Source organism: Galbibacter sp. L-19 (assembly GCF_056857615.1).
The window spans coordinates 47732-72832 of record NZ_JBSXNL010000034.1 but is presented as its reverse complement, the minus strand read 5'-3'; the positions used below and the strand labels follow the sequence as shown (position 1 = coordinate 72832).

The following is a 25101-nucleotide window of genomic DNA, read 5'->3' as shown; positions in this document are numbered from 1 at the left end:
ATGCTAAATCTTTTGAGGGATTCAAAAACAGAATATTATCTAAGATTACGGCTATGACGGTCATTCAATATATAAACATATTTGAATTCAACAGAAATATCAATAACCTAAAAATCAATATTGCCTAAATGCACAACGGGTCTTAACTTTCTTGTTGCATACATTCAAAAAATACAAACGCATGTTTAGAAATCTTATTTTATTAATTATAATTCTTATTTCCTCAGAAGAGCAATTAATAGGGCAGGAAAATAGTATTTACATCAAGGCTGGCTTATTATATGATAGTAAAGAAAATAAGTTGGTAAAGAACAAGCTTATACATATTCGAGGAACAAAAATTATATCAGTCAGTGAATTTGAATCTTTACCTAAAAATAGCCAAGCCATTGATTTAACTGGGTATACTGTTCTTCCGGGGTTAATTGATGCACATACACATGTCCTTTTTTCTCAAGATGCCAACGAAGATTTTTCAGAACATAGCATACAATCTCTAACTATGGAAAGTGATGCGTTAAGAGTACTTCGGGGTTCTAAAAGAGCTAGAAGCTATTTAGACCAAGGAATAACGAGTATTAAAGATTTAGGAAATTCAGGATTATATCTTGACGTAGCCCTTCGTGATGCCATTAACGAAGGAACAGTTGAAGGCCCACGTATTTTTGCTACTGGACCTATTTTGGCCGCAAATGGTGGACAAATTTATAATGTACTACCTGAACACCAAAATATAATCGATTTAGAATATCGAATAATATCTAGTCCTGTAGATGCAAGAAATGCTGTCCGTGAACATGTGAATCAAAATGTTGATTTAATTAAAATATGTGCCGATAATCTTCCAAATAAAACATTTTTAACAACAGATGAAATAAAAGCTATTGTTCAAACAGCACACTCATATAATTTAAAGGTAACAGCTCATTGTGTTACAAACCAATCTGCGTGGAATGCAGTCGAGGCGGGTGTTGATGGTATTGAGCATGGGTTCAATCTAGCTGATAGCACATTAACTAAAATGGCAGAAAAACAAGTTTATATGGTGCCAACAGAAAACAGTAAAGATTATATGAATACTTATGTTAAACTTGCTGGTTATAATGCGAATGAAACTGAGTGGATTGATACGTATCTAAACAAAATGAAGGATAGGCTAAAAAAGGCTATTGATAAGGGAGTCCCAATAGTAGCAGGGTCTGATAATTATACAGATATAAAAGTATCTAGAGGAGAATCGTCTACTGATATGTTTCGGTATTATTTCGAAGCTGGAATGAAACCATTAGATATATTACAATCTAGTACATACATTTCTGCTTTTCATTTAAATAAAGAGAATGACATTGGCTATATAAATCCTCAAGCTAATGCGGATATTATAGCTGTAAAAGGAGACATTATTAATGATTTTATTTCTACAATAGAAAATGTTGAATTTATAATGAAAGATGGGAAGATTTATGAAAATACAACTGATTAAGATGTAATTTGAAGTGAAAAAACTATGCAAACATCAACTATATCAAATACAAACTACCGTGCTAAAAAATAGTAATTACATAAAAATAAACTAATTGCTATACGAAAAGGAAAGTATTTTTAAAATCCCGCACTTGCCATAGTCGTGAGTCTAAATGAATAATTAAACCCTCTATGAAGGATTAAAAATCTATAATATTTTGAAATGACAAAAACCATTCACATAAAAAACATGGTATGTAACCGATGCAAAACCGTTCTTAAACAAGAGCTGGAAGCTATTGGTGTTGAAATTATCAATGTAGAATTGGGGAAAGTAACCTTCAAAATAAACTCAGAAATAAGTCTTTCTACCATTAAAAAAATTGTAGATACCAATGGATTTGAAGTTATTTTAGACGATAATGAACTCATTCTTGAAGAGATAAAAATAGCATTGATCTTACTCTTAGATAAATCTAATGATGAAAGTTTATCTTCTTATTTAACCCAAAAAATTGGAAGGGAATATTCTAGTTTGAGTAAATTATTCAGTAAAAAAGAAGGTATTACTATTGAAAAATATTTTATCAATCTAAAAGTTGAAAAAGCCAAGGAATTCATACAAATGGGAAACCTTAACTTCTCGGAAATTGCTTACAGTTTAGGTTATAAAAACAGTAGCCATTTAGCACAGCAATTTAAAACAATAACTGGAATGTCTATGAGCGACTATAAAAATATAAAAAACTGGGAAAGAAAGCCTTTTGACCAAATAATATAAATATCTCCCATAATTATAATAAGTGCTTTTTTAAGTTAAGCTTAATTTTATATCATAAAAATGGTTTAAAATGAAACATACATATAACATACAAGGAATGAGTTGCAATGGTTGTAAAAACCACGTTGAAAAAACATTAGCTTCTGTAAAAGGAGTTGATGGAGCATATGTGGATTTAGAAAATGCAACTGCAGAAATAGAAATGCAATCTCATATTCCTATTGAAGAGTTTCAGGAGGCACTTAAAAAAGATGGTGGAAGTTATAGCATTACTACAGAAGAAAAAAGATCCTGCTGTAGTTCTCATTCTCAAAAAAAGGTAGAAAAAGGACAAGGGACGGGTATTTTTTATTGTCCGATGCATTGCGAAGGGGATAAAACTTACAATAAACCAGGAGACTGCCCTGTTTGCGGGATGGATTTAGTAGAAGAGCAAAGTATAAATACTTCACAAAATACTACTTATACCTGCCCTATGCATCCTGAGGTTGAAAAAGATGAGCCAGGAGACTGCCCTATTTGTGGCATGGATTTAGTTCCTAAAACTCCCGATTTATCTTCAGAAGAGAAAAACTACCTATCTCTAAAACGAAAATTTTGGATAGCACTCGGATTTACACTTCCCATTTTTCTAATTGCAATGTCGGAAATGCTCTCCAACAATCCGCTATATAATATGATGTCTCTTAAATATTGGAATTGGGTCCAATTTGCACTTTCTATTCCTGTAGTATTTTGGGCTACTTGGATGTTCTTTGAACGCGCTTATAAATCTGTAAAAACATGGAACTTAAACATGTTTACACTCATTGGTATTGGAGCGGGAGTAGCTTGGTTGTTTAGTATTATTGGATTGTTATTTCCAGATTTTTTTCCTCCACAATTTAAAACTGAAAGTGGAATTGTCCATGTCTATTTTGAATCGGCCACCGTTATTTTAACTTTAGTATTATTCGGACAATTATTGGAGGCTCGCGCGCACAGTAAAACAAATTCTGCAGTGAAAGAATTATTAAAGTTAGCTCCCAATAAAGCAATTCGAGTAAAAGATGGAAAGGAAGAGGAAATTGCTATTGATAAAATTGTTTTAGACGATGTTTTACGGGTAAAACCAGGAGATAAAATTCCAGTTGATGGAATAATTACAGAAGGAGAAACAAGTATTGATGAATCCATGATTACAGGAGAACCTATTCCTGTTTCAAAAACAGAAGGCGATTTGGTTAACAGCGGAACCATTAATGGAAATCAATCCTTTTTGATGAAAGCCGAGAAAGTTGGCAATGAAACCTTGCTTTCTCAAATCATAACCATGGTTAATAATGCGAGTCGTAGTAAAGCTCCTATTCAGAAATTAGCCGACAAAATATCCTCTTATTTTGTTCCCATTGTAGTTGGAATTGCTGTCATTACTTTCATTGTTTGGGCCATTTTGGGACCTGCACCAGCGTATGTTTATGCTTTAATAAATGCTATTGCAGTATTAATTATTGCTTGTCCGTGTGCATTAGGTTTAGCAACTCCAATGTCTGTTATGGTAGGAGTAGGTAAAGGTGCGCAATCTGGGGTATTGATTAAAAGTGCTGAAGCCTTAGAGACTATGGCAAAAGTTGACACCTTAATTATTGATAAAACTGGAACTATTACCGAAGGAAAACCTACAGTAGAAAAAATAGTTGTTTTAGATGATGGAACTACAGAGGATGAGGCTTTAAAATATATCATCTCGGTAAACAATAATAGTGAACATACATTAGCAGAAGCAACCCTAAAATACGGAAAAGAAAAAGGTATAAAACCTGAAAATGCTCATAATTTTAATGCTGTTACTGGAAAAGGTGTTGAAGCAACTATAGATGGTAAAAAAATAAGTTTAGGAAACAATAAACTTATGGAAAGTATTGACACCTCCCTAACGGAAGAAGTTAAAAATGAAGCAACTACCTACCAAAAGCAAGGAAAAACAGTTTCTTATTTAGCCATTGATAAAAAAGTAATTGGTTTTGTGGTAATTGCCGATAAGATTAAAGAAACTAGTAAAAAAGCAATTCAAGAGCTTCAAAAAAGTGGAATTGCAGTAATTATGCTTACTGGCGATAATAATAATACCGCAAAAGCTGTAGCAGAAGAACTCAATTTAACCGATTATAAAGCACAAATGCTTCCAGAAAACAAACAGGAAGAGGTAAAACATTTACAAAGCAAAGGAAAAATTGTTGCGATGGCTGGAGATGGTATAAACGATGCCCCTGCCTTAGCACAAAGTAATGTAGGAATTGCTATGGGAACAGGTACCGATGTTGCCATAGAGAGTGCCTCCATAACACTTGTAAAAGGCGATTTACATGGAATTGTAAAGGCAAGAATATTGAGCCACAAAGTCATGAAAAACATACGTCAGAATTTATTTTTTGCTCTTATTTACAACACCATTGGAATTCCAATTGCTGCTGGGGTTTTATTTCCAGTATTCGGTTTATTGTTATCTCCAATGATTGCCGCTTTAGCAATGAGTTTTAGTTCTGTGTCGGTTATAGCAAATGCTTTAAGGCTAAGAAGTGCTGATGTTAGTTGAGAGCCTGAAGATTGGAAGATTGGAAGATTGGAAGATTGTAAAGATTGAATGATTGAAAGATTGAAAGATTGAAAGATTGAAAGATTGAAAGATTGAATGATTGAATGATTGAATGATTGAATGATTGTAAAGTTTGTAAAGTTTGTAAAGTTTGTAAAGTGAAAAAGTAAAAAGTTAATGAGTTAAAGGAAAGAAGTTAGAAGATTAAAAGATTGAATGATTGAAAGATTTGAAGATTTGAAGATTTGAAATATGTACTTTAATTTACTCATTTTCAAATTAGCAAATTTATAACTTTGACCCTTTGACCCTTTGACCCTTTGACCCTTTGACCCTTAAAGTAAAAAATGAATCTATACTAATATGAAAAAAAATAATATATACGTCATAATTGCAGCGCTGGTTGGCTTAGGATTAGGATATCTTTTCTTCGGAAGCTCAACAACATCAACTTCTGAGGATGATAATAAACATACCCACGCAACTGCAGATGAGTTATGGACATGCTCCATGCATCCGCAGATACTTAAAAACGAACCGGGCGACTGTCCCATTTGCGGGATGGAACTAATTCCAGCATCAGGAGAGAATGATTCTACAGACACTAATCAGTTTAAAATGACTGAAAATGCCATGGCATTGGCAAACATTCAAACAAGTATTGTAGGGAATTCAACTGTAGGGAATTCAGTAGTAAAACTTTCAGGAAAAATCAAACCTAACGAAGATAAAACTTATACGCAATCGGCGCACTTTAACGGAAGGATTGAAAAACTTTATATAAAGTCGTTAGGAGAAACTGTACAAAAAGGGCAGCCTATTGCTGTGGTATATTCTCCAGAATTGGTAAGTGCTCAACAAGAACTAATTACTGCTTCTAAAATGCAAAACTCGCAACCAAAGTTATATGAAGCTGTAAAGAATAAGTTTATGAATTGGATGATTCCAGAAAAAGAAATCAACGATATTATAAATTCTGGAAAAGCTAAATCAAGATTTACAATCTATGCGCATATATCTGGGGTTGTAACAAGTTTAGATGTTTCTGAAGGCGGACATATGATGGATGGAAAACCTATATTCCAAACTGCCGATCTACAAACTGTTTGGGCTGTATTTGATGCTTATGAAAAACAAATTCCGATACTAAAAGTAGGGCAAGAAATTAATATTACCTCCAATTCTTATCCAAATAAAATCCTTACAGAAAACATAACATATATAGATCCTATATTAAATACAGAAACTCGTACTGTTGAAATTCGAACTGTATTAAATAATAAAGATAATCTACTTAAACCAGGAATGTTTGTAGAAGGCGAGATAGCAAATACAGACAAAACTATCGGCTCCCAATTAAATATCCCTACTACTTCGGTAATGTGGACAGGAAAACGATCTGTAGTATATGTAAAACAAGCTGGAGAAACTCCAATTTTTGAAATGCGAGAAATTGAAATTGGAGCAAATAATGGAACCTCTTATACCGTTATAAGCGGTCTAAAAAATGGAGAAGAAATTGTTACTAATGGAACTTTTACAGTTGATGCAGCGGCACAATTACAAGGGAAACCTTCCATGATGAAACCATAAGTTTTAATAACTTTATTGAGCATAAAAAAAGTCCAGCTACAAATTGTAACTGGACTTTTTTAAAATTTTTATTTGCAGATTATTTACTTGCAAAAAGTTCTACATCTCCTTTTGTAACTTCTTTTCCTCCTAAAATAATTAAGCGTTCTACCACATTTCTTAACTCTCTAATATTTCCAGTCCAATCATACTCCTGGAGTAGTTTAATGGCGTCTTTAGAAAATGCTTTTTGAGCATTTCCTTGCTCTGTTGCTATTTTATTAGCAAAATGTTCTATTAGTAGTGGGATATCCTCACGACGGTCGTTGAGTGGCGGAACATCTATTAAAATAACTGCCAAACGATGGTAAAGATCTTCTCTAAACTTTCCGTCTTCAATCTCCTTTTTCAAATCTTTATTAGTAGCTGCTACTACCCTTACATCTACTTTTATATCTTTATCGCTTCCTACTCTAGATATCTTATTTTCTTGCAAAGCACGTAATACTTTAGCTTGAGCTGAGAGACTCATATCTCCTATTTCATCTAAAAAAATAGTTCCTCCATTTGCTGCTTCAAACTTTCCTGCTCTATCTTTAACTGCAGAAGTAAACGCTCCCTTTATATGTCCAAATAATTCACTTTCTATAAGTTCAGAAGGGATTGCAGCACAATTTACCTCTACCATAGGTCCTTTAGAACGCTCGCTTTTTTGATGAAGCCAGTGCGCAACCAATTCTTTTCCTGTTCCATTGGGACCTGTAATCATTACACGGGCATCTGTAGGAGCCACTTTCTCTATCATTTCTTTAATCATTGAGATGTTCTTACTCTCGCCAATCATTTCATAATTTTTTCCTACTTTCTTTTTAAGCAATTTATTTTCTACTACCAATTGCTGCTTATCAAAGGCATTTCTAACGGTATTTAGTAAGCGATTTAAATCTGGTGGTTTTGAGATATAATCATAAGCCCCCATTCTCATTGTATTTACAGCGGTATCTATATCTCCATGTCCAGAAATCATAACAAAAGGTAATTCTGGTTTTATTTTTTTTCCCGCCTGCAATACTTCAACACCATCCATTTTTGGCATTTTTATATCGCAAAGCACTAAATCGTACTCATTTTTTTTAATCAACTCAATACCTTCTAACCCATCGCTAGCTTCTTCAAGTTCATATGCTTTATTTTCTTCAGAAAGTATTTTTATAAGCACTCGGCGGATAGCCGCTTCGTCTTCAATAACAAGAATTTTTGCCATTTTATGTTTTTTTTATCCTTCAGCAAAGAAGAACATTTATATTTTTACTCAAAAGGTATTTATACACTAAATAAAGATTCATTTAAATACAACACCTTACAGAATAAAAATAAAACAATAAATGCGCATTAAAAAAATGTAAGCATTATAATATTGTTTATTTATTAATAATTATTGAACTCCACTTATATTAAGATTCAAATGATGTTTTCAAAAATAGACCCCTTGCTATTAATAAAAATAAATAAAAAGAGGGTTTTAGTAATGTTTTTTCTTTAAACTACTTATTTTATGGTAGTTAAAATTTAATCTTTACTCTTTTTTTAGCGAAGCGGTCTTATATTTTTACTCGGACATTATTTATTAATAATATGGATATCTCTTTGTGGGAATGGAATACTAATACTATTTTCTCTAAATAAACTATCAATTCTAAAACGTACTTCACTTTTAATACGTGGTTCAGAAAAACTATCGTTTAAAAAGAGGTTAAGGTCAAAAACTAAAGAAGAATCTCCAAAGTCTTTAAAAATAACATTTGGTTTTGGATTTTTTAAAACTCCTTTTTGTTCATCAGCGCTTTTTAAAAGCAACTTTTCTACAAGTTTTGTATCGCTTCCATAAGCTACCCCAACCGTAACAGTCTCTCTTGTTATTTTATGATTTTGAGTATAGTTATAAACCACTTGAACTAAAAAAATATGGTTTGGAATAATAACAATTTTATCATCGCGAGTTATAGCTCTAGTGGTTCGGAGTCTGATATCTATTACCTTTCCTACTTTTCCATTAATTTCTATAACATCGCCTATATGAAGTGATTGGTCTAAAATAATAAGAATCCCAGAAATTATATCCTGAAATAAATACTGAAGGGCAAACCCTAAACCTACAAATAAAGCTGCAGAGGCCGTTAATAAAACAGTTAAATCAATACCAGAAGTACTCATTACTGCTATAATAACTAAAATGTAAACTATATAATTAGCAAACTTAAAAACACTTACAAACTTTCGTTTATCTTCCAAAGGAAGTTTTGCGGTAACAAACCTTCTAATAAGTTTTAGAATATAATATGCTAAAACACAGCTAAAAATAATAACTAATAATGTCCCTATGGTTATAAAAGCTTTCTCTCCTTTGTATAAGGGATAAGTAAAAAAAGACTTTAAACCATTTATTAAATTTTCAATAAATTCTCTCATTTGCAATTTGTTTTAAATAATAAATTGCAATATAGAATATTATCTATTTATATTTTAACCATTTGTAAATTTCTTTATAGCTAGGCTTCTTTCCGTACATTAAAATCCCTACTCTATATATTTTTGCTGCTATCCACACTATGAATAAAAAAGTCATAATCAAAAATATAATCGATGTTATAAGTTGCCACCAAGGAACTCCAGCACCTCCTACTCCACTTGGTAAACGCATCATCATAACAATTGGTGAGGTAAGCGGAAATAAGGAAAATGCCACTGCAATTGGCCCATGTGGATTCTCAAATACAGAGAAAAATCCAACATAAATACCTAACATTAGTGGTGTAATTACAGGAAACATAAACTGCTGTGTATCTGTTTCATTATCTACTGCTGCTCCAATAGCTGCATAAATAGAACTGTAAATTAAATAGCCTAAAGAGAAATATAGCAAAAAACATATAATTAATGTTCCCCATGGAATTTTAACCAATTCATTTACATATAATTGAATTGTATCTTGAGAAGCAGTTGTATTAAAAGTCTCCATAGCTTCGGGAGAAATATTTGCTTGATTATGAAAGGCATCTACTTCAATCCCCATAACCGACAAAACTCCGTATGTTAATAGTCCCGCAGAAATTATCCATATAACAAATTGAGTAATTCCAGCTAAAGAAGTTCCTAATATTTTACCCAACATTAATTGAAACGGACGTACAGAGGAGATAATAACTTCTATAATTCTAGTGGTTTTTTCTTCAATAACGCTTCGCATTACAAAAGCTCCGTAAATAATAATAAACATCATTATTAAATACCCAAATCCTCCACCAATAAAGGCTTTTAATTCACTAATACCCTTTACATTTTTCTCTCCACTAAAGTTTACAATTCTCATTTCGTAATTACTCTCCAATTCATTCATCACTTCAGGAGAAATATGCAATGCTTGTAATTTAAACTCTCTAACTTTATGTTCTATTTTTCCTTCTATACTCCCTAGAATATCCATACTTGGCGATTCTTTTGTATAAAACTGAATTTTATCAGCAACTATATCAATTTTATCTCCCTCTGGAATATGTATCAATCCATAATATCCTGCAGCATGAACAGAATCAATAGCTTTTTCTAAAGAGATATTGGAGAAATCTATATAAGAAGCTTCGGTTCCTTCTGTAAATTGGTGACTAAAAAACGGACTTTCATCGAGAACCGCTACAATTCTTTTCTCTTCACTATTAACTTTAGCTAAATAAACAACCAAAGCAATCATGGCTACAATTATAATAGGACTCAAAACTGTAAGAACAATAAAAGATTTGTTCCTAACTTTGGCCATATATTCACGCTTTATTATAAGTAATAATTTGTCCATTTAATTACGTTTTACCGTTTCAATAAAAATTTCATTAGCTGTAGGAATTACCTCCACAAAATGGGTTACCAATCCTTGAGTAGTAAGATACATTAAGAGGTCGTTTGCAGTATGACCTTCTTGAAGTTGAATTCTAAGTTTTAACTCGTCTCCTAAAGAGCGAAATTGAGCTTTTGTTACAGTAAACTTAGTCGCCAATTCCTTTTTTAAAACATCTGGATTAGCTGTTTCTATTCCCACTTCGTACGTACCATTTCTAAAATCTCTTTTTATGTCGATAAGTTTCCCGTCTAATATTTTATTGGACTTATTAATCAACGCAATATGATCGCACAGCTCCTCTACAGACTCCATTCGGTGTGTAGAAAAAATAACTGTAGAACCATTTTCTTTTAGGCGAAGGATTTCATCTTTAATCAAATTAGCATTTATAGGATCAAATCCACTAAAAGGCTCATCAAAAATTAAGAGTTTAGGCTCATGAAGAACGGTAACTACAAATTGGATTTTTTGTGCCATTCCTTTAGAAAGCTCCTGCACTTTTTTATTCCACCAGTCGCCAATTTCTAGACGTTCGAACCAATATTTTAGTTTCTTTTGAGCTTCACTTTTACTCATGCCTTTCAATTGAGCTAAATATAAAGCTTGCTCTCCCACTTTCATACTTTTGTAAAGTCCGCGTTCTTCTGGTAAGTAACCAATCATTTGAACGTGTTCCGATTTTAAATCTTCACCATTAAAGATTACTTTTCCAGTATCTGGATATGTAATTTGATTAATAATACGTATAAAAGTAGTTTTACCAGCTCCGTTTGGCCCTAGGAGTCCGAAAATAGTTCCTTCTGGAATTTCCAAAGAAACATTATTTAGTGCCGTATAATCTCCAAAACTTTTGGAAACATTCTGAGCGACTAACAAATTCGCCATATTCAAATTGATTTTTTCAAATATATTGGTTAATAAAGTACTATAAAAGATAATACCTCTATTTATAAAAAATAAAAACCCACCCTTAAAAAAAATCAAGGATGGGAAAAAATTGCTATGAAAAAGAAAAAATTAACACTAGGTTAGAACCAGTGTTATTACAAAGATATATTTTTTTGTATAACACAAAAGTTAAATTATGAAAACATATCTTTTACTTTTTCAAAAAACGATTTATCGTTCTTCTCTGGATTTGGAGAAAAATTATCATCTCCTACCATTCTTTCGAAGAAATCGCGTTGTTCTTTATTCAATGTTTTTGGAGTCCAAACATTAATATGTACTAAAAGGTCTCCTTGTCCGTACCCATTAATACTTGGAATTCCTTTTCCTTTAAGGCGAAGAATTTTTCCAGATTGAATTCCTTCTTCCAATTTAATCCGAACCTTTCCGGTTACGGTATCTATTTCTTTTGAAGTTCCTAAAACAGCTTCTGCAATACTTACATATAAATCAAAGTGAAGATTATCTCCTTCTCTTTTTAATGTATTGTGTTCTTGCTCCTCAATAGCCACCAATAAATCTCCTGAAATTCCATTACTTCCTGGAGCTTCATTTCCTTTACCAGTAACTTTAAGCTGCATTCCTTCCACTACTCCAGCAGGAATTTTAATAGAAACCGTTTCTTCTTTAACTACAAGTCCTTGTCCGTCTGCTTCTGAAGAACGTTTGTCTATAACCTCCCCAGCTCCACCACAAGAATTACAAGTTGTAGCAGTTTGCATTCTACCTAAGATAGTATTGGTAACTCGCATCATTTGTCCAGTACCATTACAGGTAGGACATGTTTTATAGGTTACATCGTCAGCTTGTATTTTTCTTCTTACTTTTACTTTCTTCTCCACTCCATTGGCAATTTCTTCCAATGTAAGCTTTACACGAATACGGAGATTAGAGCCTTTAACTCTAGCTCGTCCGCCGCCGCCAAATCCACCAAAACCGCTGAATCCGCCGCCACCGCCAAAGGCTCCTCCGAATATATCTCCGAACTGACTAAAGATATCGTCCATATTCATATGTCCGCTACCGCCACCAAAGCCTCCAGCTCCATCAAAAGCAGCATGCCCATATTGGTCGTAACGCTGTTTCTTATTTGGATCGCTTAAAACTTCATACGCTTCTGCAGCTTTTTTAAACATCTCCTCAGCTTTCGTATCCCCAGGATTTTTGTCAGGGTGATGTTGTATAGCTTTCTTACGATATGCTTTTTTTATTTCTGCAGCCGATGCACTTTTATCTATTCCTAATATTTCGTAATAATCTTCCTTCATGTAACTATCTTAGAAAGGCTTTTCCTTTCGATTTATATAAATATTTTATAAAAGTTCTATTCAATTGAAAGTCAAAAAATTTTATGACAAAACGTCTTTTCTATTGCCCTACAATAACTTTTGGATGACGAATTACTTTATCTCCAAGTTTGTATCCTTTTTCTATTACATCAACCAATTTTCCTTTTAAGTCGTCTGTAGGTGCAGGAATTTGTGTAATAGCTTCATGCAAATCTGCATTAAAAACATCTCCAGTTTTTGTTTCTACTTGCTCTAAACCTTTAGCATTTAAAGTATTTCTAAGCTTATTACTAATAAGTTCTACTCCTTTTAGAAGTTCTTTATCCTCGGTTTTAGAAATTTCATTTAAAGCACGATCAAAATCATCTAAAACAGGAAGCATAGAAACCATAATATCTTGCCCTGCCGTTTTAAAAAGCTCCACACGCTCTTTGGAAGTTCTTCTTTTATAATTTTCAAATTCAGCAAAAAGTCTTAAAAACTTATCTTTTTCAGAAGCTAATTCTTCTCTTAACTTCTCCTCTTCACTTATTTCTTCAACCGCTTCCGTGGTTTGCTCTACTTCTTGCTCAACCGCTGTATTCTCTTCAGCAGCAAACTCTTTATTTATTTCTTCCTCTTTCTTTGACATAAATTTCATTTTTTATGACAATAAACCTGTCATTTATATTTTGCACGTTCAATTAAGAATCGTATTGCGTTGTTTCTTTTAAGTTCCTATAGGGAGGCAAAAGTATTGCCATTTATTTTAAAATGTCAAAATGTCACCAAAAAAAATTATTATAATTTTAATAGAGATGTAAATCGCTATTACTATTTTTGAGCACTAATCACTAAAAATTAATCAAAATGAAAAAGAATATTTTATCGCTTTCATTGATTGCATGTTTAACAGTTTTTACTGCATGTAAAAATGAAAAAAAGAACGAAACTACTACAGGAGAAGCAGAAGCTGCTAAAGAAGTAACTGCTGCTGCCGTTAAGTATAAAGCGGTTCCTGCAGAAAGTACAATTAACTGGAAAGGTGCTAAACCAACAGGAGAGCACACTGGTACAATTGCAATTGAATCTGGAGTTGTTTCTTTAAAAGATGGAAAAGTAGACAGTGGAAACTTTTTAATCGACATGAACTCTATTACCGTAACAGACCTTGAAGGCGACCAAAAAGCAAATTTAGAAGCGCATTTAAAAGGAACTGTTGAAGGAAAAGAAGATCATTTCTTTAACACAAAAGAACATCCAACTGCTTATTTTGAAGTAACTGGAACTGAAACTAAAGAAGGTAAAACTTACCTACAAGGAAATTTAGCAATTAAAGGAACTAAAAAGAACATCTCTTTCCCTATAAGTGTTACTGAAAATGGAGATTCTGTAACAGTAACTAGTGAAACGTTTACTATTGACAGAACAGAATGGAATGTAAATTACGGTTCTAAATCTGTTTTTGATAATTTAGGAGACAAATTTGTAAATGATGAGATTGAATTAACTGTAACAGTAAAAGCAAATAAAGCTTAATTCACTACAAATTTTAATAATTATTTAGGCCAATTCTTCATGGAATTGGCTTTTTTCGTTTAAAACATCTTTTAATGCTAAAGAGATGTTAGAATACGAAAAATTGTATCCAGAAGCCTCTATTTTTTTAGAACTCACACGCTGACTAGCATATAAAAGGTACGCCATATCACCTAAAATAAATTTCATAACCCCCATAGGGATATTTGGTAAAATAATAGGTTTTCTATAAACGTCTGCTATTTCATGTGTTAATTTATTATTCGTTACAGGGTTTGGTGCTACCCCATTAAAAACTCCTTCTAACTGATTTTCTATTACATGCAAGTATATTTTTGCTATGTCGGTAATATGTACCCAACTTTGCCACTGCTCCCCATTGCCAAAAACTGTACCGCCATAATAACGAATTGGTTTTGCCATTTTAGGCAACGCTCCTCCGTGAGAAGATAATACCAAACCAGTCCTTATTTTTGCTACAGAAAACTCATGCTTTTTTAATTTATCAGCTTCACTTTCCCATTTTTCTACAACATGACCAAGAAAAGAGTTATCTACCCCTGTATTGTCCTCCAAATAATAATTTGTGTAGGAATTAGGATAAATTCCAATTGCGGAAGCAGATACAAAAGATTGTATAGAATGGTTTACTTTTGAAATGGAATCATCTAGTAATTGAAGAGACTTTACGCGACTGTTAAGAATTTTCTTCTTATTTATTTTATTCCAGCGTTTGGAAATACTTACACCAGATAAATTTATAACAGCATCAACATCTTTAAAACATGCTAAGTCTATTTTTCCTTTAGCTGGATTCCAATAAAAACCTTTGTAGTTATTTTGATCTTCAATTTTTTCTTTACTTGTAGATAAATAATGTACAGTATAATTCCTGTTGTGACATATTCTCACAATCTCCTCCCCAATCAAACCAGTAGCTCCTGCAATTAAAATCTTCATAATTAAATTTTATTGTCTAAAAATAGGGATTTAATTTCTCTTAATGAGAAGCATTAATTTAGCTTTAACAATCTAATTACAAGTATTTAACGTTATTGAAGAAAATTCCTATCCTTTTTTAACAGCTCTTAACATTTCTCGCTTTCCTGGAGGTCCTGGCAATCTTTCTACTTCAAACCCCACTTCTTGCATGGCTCTTCTTACACTGCCTTTAGCTGCATAAGTTACCAACACCCCATTAGCCTTTAAAGCATTGTACATTTTCTGAAAGATAGAAACTTCCCAGAGTTCTGGTTGGACTCTAGCCCCAAAAGCATCAAAATAAATCAGATTAAAAGTGTTTATATTTTCAATCTCATCAAAAAACTGTTTTCTTTTTTTAAGCTGAAAATTTTCAGAAATAAATTGATAAGTCTCCCACTCAGATTCATGCATCTTCAAGAAAATACTTTGCTTATCTAAAACTTTTAACTCTTCTACATAATTTAGCAACTTTACCTCTTCCATAGAAACAGGATAGGCTTCTACACCATCATACTTAACTTTCACCTCCAAATTCTCTGCTTCAATAAAGGTTATAAAAGCATTCAAACCAGTTCCAAATCCAATTTCCAAAATAGAAAGCTCCTCTATTTTATTATTTTTCAGAAAAGGAAAAAAACCACTCTTAAGAAACACATGGTAGGCCTCTTGAATAGCTCCATGTTTAGAATGGTAATGCTCATCTAAATCTTTAATATAAATTGTAGAAGAACCATCTGAAGTTTGTATTATTTCTCTCTTCAAAACTATTTTTTTAGCAATACCCCATTAGCTTCAAAAGAATACGTTTTAGAAGGAGTGGTTATTTTTTCTATTTCACTTTCGGTAGCTCCTCCATCTTCTGCATAGTGTTTTTGATCTTCTACAGACATCATATCTACATATGCCTTACCGCTCAAAACCACTTCTTTTCCAGTAATATCTTTAGGAACAAAAAAACTATAATCCTTAAATTTTACCATTGCTTCTTCTCCATTTTCTAAATCTAGTTTCATCCAACATCCTTTGGCTTTACATACATCAGTAACTTTAGCCTTAAATGTTATTACAGATGTATCTCCTACTTTTAAGTTCTGATATTCGGCTTGAGTTTTCTCAGCAGAAATTATTTTTTCTACGGAAATTGTATCTCCATATATATTATAATTAGCTGCTATTTCTTTTTTCTGATGCTCACTTTTTGCATTACAAGAACACAGTATGAGTCCAATTCCTATGGCTAAAAATTTAATTTTCATATCTTATAGTATTTAATACACTCTCTTGGAGTAAGATTAAATTGTCTCAAAAAAAGAAAAATTATAACATTCCTACTAAGTATAGAAACATTAATTCTAGATTATTGAGCAAAAACTGTCTACAAAATAACTTATTTTTGTATTAAATAATCTGATTTTTGCTAGAATATTTTCTAATTTAGCAAAACGCAATAACCTGTAAGGTTTTTAGAACAATAAAATTAATCTTAAGAAGCAAAAATCTTAAGGGTTTCACCCAAAAAGGGGATTAAAGTTGAGTTATGAGCAAGGAAACTATTACGAATATCAAAATTGAAAAAGCTAGTACTTCAAAAATAAACGAAGTAGATTTTAGCAACTTAGCGTTTGGAAATGTTTTTACAGATCATATGTTTGTCTGTGATTATGAAAATGGAGCATGGCAAGAGCCACAAATTACTCCATATCAAAAAATATCTCTAGATCCTTCTGCACGTGTATTTCATTACGGGCAAGCAGTTTTTGAAGGGATGAAAGCATATAAAGATGAGCAAGATGATATTTGGTTGTTTAGACCAAAAGAAAATTTTGAGCGTATCAATAAATCTGCGGCTAGATTAGCAATGCCAGAGTTTCCTGAAGATTTTTTCTTTGAAGGACTTAATACCTTATTAAAACTTGAAAAAGATTGGATTAAAAAAGGGTTTGGCAATAGCTTATATATCCGCCCTTTTGTAATTGCTACAGAATCTGGAGTTTCAGCATCTCCTGCCAATAAATATAAATTCATGATTATTTGTTCGCCTGCACAATCGTATTATGGTGGAGAAGTTCGTGTTAAAATAGCAGACCATTATAGTAGAGCAGCTAGCGGAGGTTTTGGATTTGCAAAAGCTGCTGGGAATTATGCTGGTCAGTTTTACCCAACAAGTATTGCAAATAAAGAAGGTTTTCAGCAAATTATATGGACCGATGCTAATACACATGAGTATTTAGAGGAAGCTGGAACCATGAACATCTTTTTTAGAATTGGAGACAAATTAATTACTTGCCCAATTAGCGACCGAATTTTGGATGGAGTGACTAGAAAAAGTGTGATAGCAATGGCTAAAGACTTGGATATAGATGTAGATATAAGACCTATAAAAGTTACCGAAGTAATTGAAGCAGCAAACAATGGTTCTTTAAAAGAAATTTTTGGAAGTGGAACTGCTGCTGTTATAAACCCTATTGCTGGTTTTGGATTTAAAGGAGACACTTGGGAACTTCCAAAAATAGAAAATTCCTTTGCTTCTAAAATCAAACAAGCTATCATGGATATTCAATATAATATTTCTGAAGATAAGTTTGGTTGGCGAGTAAAAGTATAAGCATAAAATTATCATACTTAGTTGGAGGCTGTTTAAAAATTAATTTTTAAACAGCCTCCTTTTTTATAGTACATCAGCCCAAAACAAGCTCTCGAAAGAAATAAAAAAGAAATTTATTTTACAAAACCTGCTATAAACTTAGAACAGCCAATAGAATAATCAAATCTCGATTATGAAGTAGCCCTTATTTATTTATTATTTTTTTAATATCTGGTTTAAAATAATTAGGGCCTTTTAATACCTTTCCATCTTCTCTATAAATTGGTTTTCCATCTGCTCCTAATTTACTCATATTACTCAACTGTATTTCATTAAAAACATCTTCAATAATGTGTTGCATCCCATGTTCCAGAATAGTTCCACATAGTATATAAAGCATATCTCCTAGTGCATCTGCAACCTCCACTATATCATTATTTGTTGCGGCTTCTAAGTATTCATCATTTTCCTCAGCCATTAAATTGTGTCTTAAAACAATTTTAGAGGCTTCTAATTTTGCTATTGGAAAGTTAGCCACTCCCAATCCAAATGCGTTATGAAATTCTTCAACGGATTTTAATTTATTTTTCATCTAAAATATTTTGTTTTTTATATTATGAAAGTAATTTATAGATAGCTTTTGATATAGAACCCATCTTAACTTTTTTTATCTGCTACGAAATAGTCTTTTTATCCTCTAATTTTATAATTTTTGTTCAAACACAAAAAGTCATGATGAGTTAATAGCTAATTTGACTAATTTTGCTAAAAATAAAAAATAATATGTTCAGTAACGGTCAATTAGTTTTTGCAGGCTTATTTGCAATTGCTTTTATAATAATAATGATTATTAGCTATAAAAAAGATAATAAAACTCATAAAAAACAATATAAAGGTACAATTTGGGTTCTTATTGGCTTTATCATTTTCTTAACTAGCCTAATAATTATTAAGTTTTTAACAAAAAACTAACCTTAAATAGACAATAACCTCATATTTGACTACATTACGTTAATTTTTCAACACAATATGAGAATTTATCTTATATTTTTCTTAAATTTGCTCTAAAGCAATCAACTTAAGCAATGATGATTTTCTTTACAATCTTATTTAGTCTGTTAATAATTAATGTGGTGTTATTATTATTCAGCGTTAACAAACTTCCAAAAGCAACTACAAAAACAACTGCTATTTACAATCAGCAGTATAAAGATGTAACTGCTAAAAAAGAAGTTGCTAACAAAGAATATGACGTAGTTTTGAAAGAAGCCATATAAACCATTTTCTATTATTTACATTCATTGTGTTTAAATATTCTTAATACGAATGTACATTTTTTGTATCTTAGGTTTATTTTACATAAAGCATTCCTATGAGAATTTTAAAATACCTTATATTCTTATTTTTAATTGTAGCAATTGGTTTATCTATCTATGTAGCCATCCAACCCGATGATTACAAAATAGTTAAAACCCGAATAATTAATGCTCCAAAACCAGTAATTTACGAGTATGTAAATAACTTGAAGGAATGGAATAAATGGTCTGTTTGGTTTGACCATGATCCGCAGATGGTAATTGATTATGGCGCTACAACGGAAGGAAAAAATGCTTCTTTTAAATGGAATAGCAATATTTTAGGTAAAGGCACCATTACTACAACCTATATTTCTAAAGATTCCATCCGTCAACGTTTAGATTTTATCAAACCAAAAGAGACTATTGCGCATCGTTTTTGGTCGTTTGTTGAGACCTCTAGTAAAAATGGAGTATTAGTAACTTCTGGAATTGAAGGAAAACTCAGCTTCACTGATAAGTTTATGATTTTGTTTCAGAATAGTATGGAGCACAAATTTGAAACAGACTTTGCCAACGGTCTTATTAAACTAGACAGTGCTATTACAGCCGATATGAAAAAATACACCATTTCTACTATTGGTAAAACCGAATATGGAGGAGGTTATTATTTATATCAAACCACAAGTGCAAGAATAAATGAAACGAATATAGCCTCTGAAAAGATGTTTCAAGAAATTGAAGCCTTTATGGAACAAAACTATTTACACCCTTCTGGAGATGAGTTTACTCTATATCAACAAACGGACACTTTAAACAATTCTGTTATTTTTTCTGCAGGTGTTCCTATTAAAGAAAAAGTAATTACTCCAGTTGGCAGTACAATTCTTTGCGGTTTTATTCCCTCTGGAAGTTATTTTAAAACTGTAATGAAAGGGGATTATATTAATATGAATGAAGCTTGGAGTAAAACAAGAGAAGCTATTAAAAATAATAATTTCGAAGTAGATCCTCAAAGGGATTCTTTTGAGAGTTACGTTGTTACAGAAGACGAAACAGCAAACCCAGCAGCGTTAATTTCTGAAATATACATCCCAATTAAAGAAAAAGTAGAAATTTATCCTGATACTATTGAGAACTAAAAAATAGTTTGAAATGAAACAGTTGATTTTAGTTTTTATTGGTGGTGGCTTAGGGAGTTCCCTCCGCTATTTAATTAGTAAATTTCTAAATTCGTCTGAAACAGGAATTCCGTATGATACCTTTGCAGCAAACATTATAGGTAGCCTATTTATAGGAGTTATTTTAGGATTTGCAGTAAAACATGAATCGCTTAACAACAATCAACTTTTATTTATTACTACTGGATTTTGCGGAGGTCTTACCACTTTCTCCACATTTGCATATGAAAATCATGTGTTCTTAAAATCTGGAGATTTTCTTAATTTTCTTTTATATACTACAATTACATTTGTTACAGGAATAATAGCTGTGTTTATAGGTATTTTCTTAGTCAAATTCATATAAGTTAACTCCTACAGAGATTTTCTTTATAATTTATAGTTCATACACAAAAGTGTAGCACTTTTCTATTACTTAATTCTTCCTTATAAAACATTTTAGGCAGCTTTTGCTTTTAAAAGGATTTCTCAACCTATACACATCAGCTTAAAACTTTAAATAAAAAACTATTCAATTTGAATTAACCTGTCATGATATTCTTATATAAAAAATCTCTTCCTACATTATAATTTTCATCCTTTGATATTTAAAAAATATACATTTTAAATACTTACCCCTAATTTTAAAGGGGTATATTTTAATAATTTAATAAAAATTACCAACTACCCCCCTATTTTTTTTCTGGTAACAATTATTTAACATAGTTTTAAGCAAACAAATCATTTAAATATGAAGAAAATTGAAGCCATTATTCGTAAATCAAAATTTGATGACGTACGAGATGCGTTACATCAAGTAGAAGTAAACTTTTTTAGTTACTGGGATGTTACGGGAGTAGGTAACGAGAAAAAAGGCCATGTGTATCGTGGTGTAAGTTACAGTACTGCCGATATCCAAAGACGGTATTTGTCAATCATTGTTTCAGATGAATTTGCTGAACGTACGATTGAAGCCATCCTTAAATCAGCATATTCAGGAAATGTTGGTGACGGTAAAATAATAGTATCTCCTGTAGAAGAAGCCTACCGAATTAGAACGAGGGAAAAAGGCAAAGAATCATTAAAGTAAACCAACTAAACTAATTTAAAAAAACTTTTTATGGAAACAAACGTTATAGAAGTGAACGCAGTTCTAGATATAATGTGGATAATGATCGCGGGGATTCTCGTGTTTTTTATGCAAGCAGGTTTTACACTTGTAGAATCTGGTTTCACAAGATCTAAAAATGTAATCAATATAGTAATGAAAAACTTTGTGGATCTCGCTGTAGGTTCTTTAGCTTTTTGGTTTATTGGTTACACATTAATGTATGGAGAATCTATCAGTAGTTTTATTGGTACTCCTTCATTATTTTACAATGTGCGAGAAGACATGCACAACTTATTCTTTCAAACAGTATTTTGCGCAACAGCAGCTACCATAGTTTCTGGAGCCGTAGCAGAAAGAACAAAGTTTACTACCTATGTTATTTTTTCGCTAATTATGACAACATTAATCTATCCAATATCTGGCCACTGGGTATGGCAAGGTGACGGATGGTTAACAAAACTTGGATTTATAGACTTTGCAGGTTCTACAGTAGTACACTCCGTTGGAGGATGGGCTGCATTAGTTGGAGCAATTTTAGTAGGTCCAAGAATAGGGAAATACACAGAAGGAAAATCGAATGCTATCCCAGGACACAACATGATGTTTGGAGCATTAGGAGTATTTATCCTTTGGTTAGGATGGTTCGGTTTTAATGCTGGATCTGAGCTAGCAATTAGCGGAGAAAGCTCTTTCAACGCTGCTGGTATTATTATTACTACAAACCTTGCCGCAGCTGCTGGTGCAGTAACTGCTTTAGCGCTTACATGGATACGCTACGGAAAACCAGAAGTATCTATGACTCTTAACGGTGCTTTGGCTGGTTTAGTTGGAATTACTGCTGGATGTGCTGCTGTAAGCCCTGGAGGTGCAGCCATTATAGGAATCCTTTCTGGATTAACAGTGGTATTCTCTATTGAATTTATCGACAAAACTCTAAAAATTGATGATCCTGTTGGAGCAATTTCTGTACATGGAGTTTGTGGAGCTTTAGGAACTTTATTAGTTGGTGTTTTTGCTACTGATGGAGGACTTCTTTACGGAGGAGGATTTAGTCAACTTGGAATTCAAGCTATTGGAGTTGTAGGAATCGGTGTATGGGCATTAGTTACATCGTTCATTGTATTATTTATCCTGAAAAAAACATTGGGATTAAGAGTTACAAAAGAAGAAGAAATAGAAGGATTGGATATGCACGAACATGATGGTGCAGCTTATCCAGACTTCACTATAGATCGTTAGTTAGTTAGTTTTTATTTTAAAGGGTAAAAAAGAACGGAGCGGTATTTGGCGGTACGCTCCGTTCGGTAACCCACTTTTGTAAAAATTAATATTCTAATTATCTGACCAATTCATTAATAAACCAAACAACAAATTAACTTTTAATATTATGAAAGCGATTACACTTACAAATGTCGTAAAAAATATATTTTTCCTAGCGGTTTCATTAGCTAGTTTAAGCACTTTTGCTCAAGAAGATAAAAAATTTAATTTTAGTGGATCTGCAGACGTTTACTGGAAAACAAATTTAACCGGAACTAATGAGGCAGATGGAGACGGAATGTTTAACACCCCTCCTACTTCTTTTGCTAATAGAAGTGGATTTGCACTAGGTATGGCAAACCTTATAGCTTCTTATGAAGGGGAAAAAGTAGGTTTTGTAGCCGATTTAGTTTTCGGACCTCGTGGAGAAGATGCTGTTTTCTTATCTACTGGTTCTGCAAATATTGTAAATCAATTATATGTATACTGGAATGTAAGCGAAAAAGTAAGATTGACAATGGGGAACTTCAACACCTTTTTAGGATATGAAGTTATTTCTCCTGTAGGTAACTTTAATTACTCTACTTCTTATATGTTCTCTTACGGACCATTCTCTCACACTGGAATAAAAGCAGATTTTACACTTTCTGATGATTTTTCTTTAATGTTGGCTGTTATGAACAGTACAGACTTTACAGAAATAAATCTTGACGGAAGCTATACAGCTGGAGCTCAATTAGGATATAAAGGTCAGTATTTAAACTTTATTTACGGGGCTCAAACAGGTTTACCAGGAGAAACTTTTCAAGTAGATTATACAGGTGGATTTGATTTATCTGACGCTTTTTACTTAGGAATAAACACTACTTACAACACTACCGATGGTTCTGGATTCTATGGTTTTGCACTATACCCTCAATATGCAACATCAGAAAAATTCTCTGTCGGACTTCGTGGAGAATATTTTAAAGAATTTGATGGTGGTGTTGGAGTATTTGGCTTAGCACCAGATAGTGATGCTGATGTATTTGAATTTACATTAACAGGAAACTATAAAATTAGTGATTTAACTATAAAACCAGAATTAAGATTTGATAGCGCTTCTGAGGACATCTTTTTAGACGGAGATGACAATCCTACAGGAAGCCTAGCATCCTTTTTAGTAGCGGCGGTATATGCTTTTTAATTAACCAACAAACCATTCTTTGAATTCTATATAAAATGAACCCTAAACAATGTCATTACATACACAGAAAACAAAGAATAATACCTCAAAAATGAGGATAAAAGAAATTTAAAAGTAGCCGTTTACTCGTTCTAAGTTGTAACCCTAGGGTTACGAAGCCTGGTGGTGGCTCCGCCAGGCTTTTTTTTAATTAACTAATCAACTGCCTCGAGGCAAGCCTACGAGGTATTCAAAGGAAAAATATTTTAATCCATTTCGACGCAGAGCGTTGGGGAATTAGACCCTCAATGAGGGATTAAATAACCCCATAAAAATTTAGTTTAGCTCCCGTGCAATAATCTTTTCATACTTACATCTTCATAATTTCTTCTAACAAATTCCAAAGCCACTCTCACAACTTGCCCCATAGAACGACAGCGTTTAAACTTCACATCCAGGGTATAATTATAAAGTTCTTCTTTTAGCTCTTCTAAATTTTCAGGAGTTGTAATATGGTCGTTTATCATACATCTCAATAAGGCTTTTAAGCGCTTTTTTGAAGTTAGAATTCGCTTAGCCAACAGGGAGCGTTCTTCTTTTTTATATTGCTCAATAGACGCTGGCTTTAACCTCTCCTGAACCATTTGCACCATTTTATTATTTTCTTTGAAAAACTGAGGTTTGTAAACCTTAAAATTCCCCTCATAAGATTGTTGGTCAAAATCAATAGCTCGAATTTTAAAAATTACATTGTCAAAATCGTGTACAGGAATAATTACGTAGTTATAAGAACGCATATCTCCTAATAAACGAATCATACAGCGCTCATTAAACTTAACAAACTCTTTTGCAATCTGACTTTTCTGAATATCGGTACAACTAGGCAAAGCACTTTTTATAAACTCATCTCCAGGAATTCCAGAAATATGTTCTTCAATTAAAGTATCGTGATACACCGCAAAATTCATCCGATTAGGAGACAATATATGCTCTAATTCTAAGCCATAAATACGCGAAGCATCTGCTTTTTTAACATAAATGTATGTATAGTTATCATTTAAAACATTCCTCACTTTTATACGAAAAGGCTGCGAATTTCCAAACGTACAAAAATCAATTGCGTCTATATTTAAATACTGAAAAGTATCTTCATTTCCATCAGAAAAAATAAGAGTGTACACTTGCTTTAAATGATAATCTATTTCTGGTCGTTCAAATTCAGAATAATATACACGAATCCATAGGGTGTCGTTATCATCTTCATCATAAACCACTACCGAACCCGAAAAACGTAATAAATCATCATAAGATATTGGAATTTTGGTAGTTCTATTATACCTTTCCAAATACATTAAAAAACGCTCGTTTACGGGATACGACGGTTTTTTTTTCGACATTAATTTCTCGCTCATATACTTTTTCTTATTATTTAATCAAATTTAATCTATATTATTGTAACAATTCTATATAGAATTCGTCAAGTTAATAGAATCAACTCGAAAA

General features: G+C 32.4%; 23 protein-coding genes and 1 pseudogene. 13 read left to right on the top strand and 11 right to left on the bottom strand.

Going from position 1 to position 25101, the window contains the following annotated elements; all coding sequences use genetic code 11:
* The 5 genes and pseudogenes from AC13CQ_RS03435 to AC13CQ_RS03415 form a co-directional block, all read left to right on the top strand.
* Positions 1 to 128: pseudogene (locus AC13CQ_RS03435) on the top strand (IS982 family transposase); the annotation flags it as partial.
* Positions 129 to 151: 23 nt separating this feature from the next.
* Positions 152 to 1483 carry an amidohydrolase family protein gene (locus AC13CQ_RS03430; protein ID WP_474506894.1) on the top strand — a complete coding sequence of 444 codons (1332 nt, stop codon included), beginning with the start codon at positions 152 to 154 and terminating at the stop codon, positions 1481 to 1483.
* Between the two features lie 204 nt (positions 1484 to 1687).
* Complete coding sequence (locus AC13CQ_RS03425; protein WP_008616039.1) at positions 1688 to 2245, top strand: helix-turn-helix domain-containing protein; 558 nt, start codon at positions 1688 to 1690, stop codon at positions 2243 to 2245.
* Between the two features lie 70 nt (positions 2246 to 2315).
* The gene (locus AC13CQ_RS03420) at positions 2316 to 4820 is read left to right on the top strand and encodes a heavy metal translocating P-type ATPase (protein ID WP_474506895.1); all 2505 of its coding nucleotides are present in this window, start codon (positions 2316 to 2318) and stop codon (positions 4818 to 4820) included.
* A 363-nt stretch (positions 4821 to 5183) separates the two neighbouring features.
* Positions 5184 to 6413 (top strand): efflux RND transporter periplasmic adaptor subunit, encoded by a 1230-nt coding sequence (locus AC13CQ_RS03415; protein ID WP_008616037.1) that lies wholly within the window; start codon positions 5184 to 5186, stop codon positions 6411 to 6413.
* A gap of 79 nt (positions 6414 to 6492) precedes the next feature.
* Here the strand turns inward: AC13CQ_RS03415 and AC13CQ_RS03410 are convergent, their stop codons facing one another.
* The 6 genes from AC13CQ_RS03410 to AC13CQ_RS03385 form a co-directional block, all read right to left on the bottom strand.
* Positions 6493 to 7656 (bottom strand): sigma-54-dependent transcriptional regulator, encoded by a 1164-nt coding sequence (locus AC13CQ_RS03410; RefSeq protein ID WP_008616036.1) that lies wholly within the window; start codon positions 7654 to 7656, stop codon positions 6493 to 6495.
* A 356-nt stretch (positions 7657 to 8012) separates the two neighbouring features.
* Entirely contained in the window at positions 8013 to 8861 is an 849-nt protein-coding gene (locus tag AC13CQ_RS03405; RefSeq protein ID WP_008616035.1) for a mechanosensitive ion channel family protein, read from the bottom strand.
* Positions 8862 to 8904: 43 nt separating this feature from the next.
* Positions 8905 to 10242, bottom strand: coding sequence for an ABC transporter permease (locus AC13CQ_RS03400; RefSeq protein WP_008616034.1), 1338 nt, complete (start codon positions 10240 to 10242; stop codon positions 8905 to 8907).
* Positions 10243 to 11169 carry an ABC transporter ATP-binding protein gene (locus AC13CQ_RS03395; protein WP_008616031.1) on the bottom strand — a complete coding sequence of 309 codons (927 nt, stop codon included), beginning with the start codon at positions 11167 to 11169 and terminating at the stop codon, positions 10243 to 10245.
* Positions 11170 to 11366: 197 nt separating this feature from the next.
* Positions 11367 to 12500 carry a molecular chaperone DnaJ gene (gene dnaJ / locus AC13CQ_RS03390; protein WP_008616027.1) on the bottom strand — a complete coding sequence of 378 codons (1134 nt, stop codon included), beginning with the start codon at positions 12498 to 12500 and terminating at the stop codon, positions 11367 to 11369.
* A gap of 100 nt (positions 12501 to 12600) precedes the next feature.
* Positions 12601 to 13152 carry a nucleotide exchange factor GrpE gene (locus AC13CQ_RS03385; protein WP_008616026.1) on the bottom strand — a complete coding sequence of 184 codons (552 nt, stop codon included), beginning with the start codon at positions 13150 to 13152 and terminating at the stop codon, positions 12601 to 12603.
* Between the two features lie 218 nt (positions 13153 to 13370).
* Here AC13CQ_RS03385 and AC13CQ_RS03380 point away from each other — a divergent pair, with 218 nt between their 5' ends.
* Entirely contained in the window at positions 13371 to 14039 is a 669-nt protein-coding gene (locus AC13CQ_RS03380; RefSeq protein ID WP_008616025.1) for a YceI family protein, read from the top strand.
* Positions 14040 to 14063: 24 nt separating this feature from the next.
* Here the strand turns inward: AC13CQ_RS03380 and AC13CQ_RS03375 are convergent, their stop codons facing one another.
* The 3 genes from AC13CQ_RS03375 to AC13CQ_RS03365 all read right to left on the bottom strand — a co-directional run bounded on the left by AC13CQ_RS03375 (position 14064) and on the right by AC13CQ_RS03365 (position 16279).
* Positions 14064 to 14999, bottom strand: a complete 936-nt coding sequence (locus tag AC13CQ_RS03375; protein WP_008616024.1) for a TIGR01777 family oxidoreductase — start codon at positions 14997 to 14999, stop codon at positions 14064 to 14066.
* 108 nt (positions 15000 to 15107) lie between these two features.
* Complete coding sequence (gene mnmC2, locus AC13CQ_RS03370; RefSeq protein WP_008616023.1) at positions 15108 to 15785, bottom strand: tRNA (5-methylaminomethyl-2-thiouridine)(34)-methyltransferase MnmC2; 678 nt, start codon at positions 15783 to 15785, stop codon at positions 15108 to 15110.
* 2 nt (positions 15786 to 15787) lie between these two features.
* Positions 15788 to 16279: a DUF4920 domain-containing protein gene (locus tag AC13CQ_RS03365; protein WP_008616022.1), complete on the bottom strand. Its 492-nt coding sequence runs from the start codon at positions 16277 to 16279 to the stop codon at positions 15788 to 15790.
* Between the two features lie 281 nt (positions 16280 to 16560).
* Here AC13CQ_RS03365 and AC13CQ_RS03360 point away from each other — a divergent pair, with 281 nt between their 5' ends.
* Entirely contained in the window at positions 16561 to 17628 is a 1068-nt protein-coding gene (locus AC13CQ_RS03360; protein WP_008616021.1) for a branched-chain amino acid aminotransferase, read from the top strand.
* Between the two features lie 184 nt (positions 17629 to 17812).
* Here the strand turns inward: AC13CQ_RS03360 and AC13CQ_RS03355 are convergent, their stop codons facing one another.
* Positions 17813 to 18199: a pyrophosphohydrolase domain-containing protein gene (locus AC13CQ_RS03355; protein ID WP_008616020.1), complete on the bottom strand. Its 387-nt coding sequence runs from the start codon at positions 18197 to 18199 to the stop codon at positions 17813 to 17815.
* Between the two features lie 496 nt (positions 18200 to 18695).
* Between AC13CQ_RS03355 and AC13CQ_RS03350 the strand changes: the two genes are divergently transcribed.
* The 6 genes from AC13CQ_RS03350 (at position 18696) to AC13CQ_RS03325 (ending at position 23619) form a co-directional block, all read left to right on the top strand.
* Positions 18696 to 18884: a hypothetical protein gene (locus tag AC13CQ_RS03350; protein ID WP_482882702.1), complete on the top strand. Its 189-nt coding sequence runs from the start codon at positions 18696 to 18698 to the stop codon at positions 18882 to 18884.
* 95 nt (positions 18885 to 18979) lie between these two features.
* The gene (locus tag AC13CQ_RS03345; RefSeq protein WP_008616009.1) at positions 18980 to 20044 is read left to right on the top strand and encodes an SRPBCC family protein; all 1065 of its coding nucleotides are present in this window, start codon (positions 18980 to 18982) and stop codon (positions 20042 to 20044) included.
* A gap of 13 nt (positions 20045 to 20057) precedes the next feature.
* The gene (crcB, locus tag AC13CQ_RS03340; RefSeq protein WP_008616008.1) at positions 20058 to 20429 is read left to right on the top strand and encodes a fluoride efflux transporter CrcB; all 372 of its coding nucleotides are present in this window, start codon (positions 20058 to 20060) and stop codon (positions 20427 to 20429) included.
* A gap of 384 nt (positions 20430 to 20813) precedes the next feature.
* The gene (locus AC13CQ_RS03335; RefSeq protein ID WP_008616007.1) at positions 20814 to 21152 is read left to right on the top strand and encodes a P-II family nitrogen regulator; all 339 of its coding nucleotides are present in this window, start codon (positions 20814 to 20816) and stop codon (positions 21150 to 21152) included.
* Positions 21153 to 21182: 30 nt separating this feature from the next.
* A complete protein-coding gene (locus AC13CQ_RS03330; protein ID WP_008616006.1) occupies positions 21183 to 22412 on the top strand; it encodes an ammonium transporter in 1230 nt (409 codons plus the stop codon).
* A gap of 148 nt (positions 22413 to 22560) precedes the next feature.
* A complete protein-coding gene (locus AC13CQ_RS03325; protein WP_008616005.1) occupies positions 22561 to 23619 on the top strand; it encodes a porin in 1059 nt (352 codons plus the stop codon).
* 320 nt (positions 23620 to 23939) lie between these two features.
* Here AC13CQ_RS03325 and AC13CQ_RS03320 read toward each other — a convergent pair whose 3' ends face one another.
* Positions 23940 to 25010, bottom strand: a complete 1071-nt coding sequence (locus AC13CQ_RS03320) for a hypothetical protein (protein WP_008616004.1) — start codon at positions 25008 to 25010, stop codon at positions 23940 to 23942.
* Between the last annotated feature and the right edge of the window lie 91 nt (positions 25011 to 25101).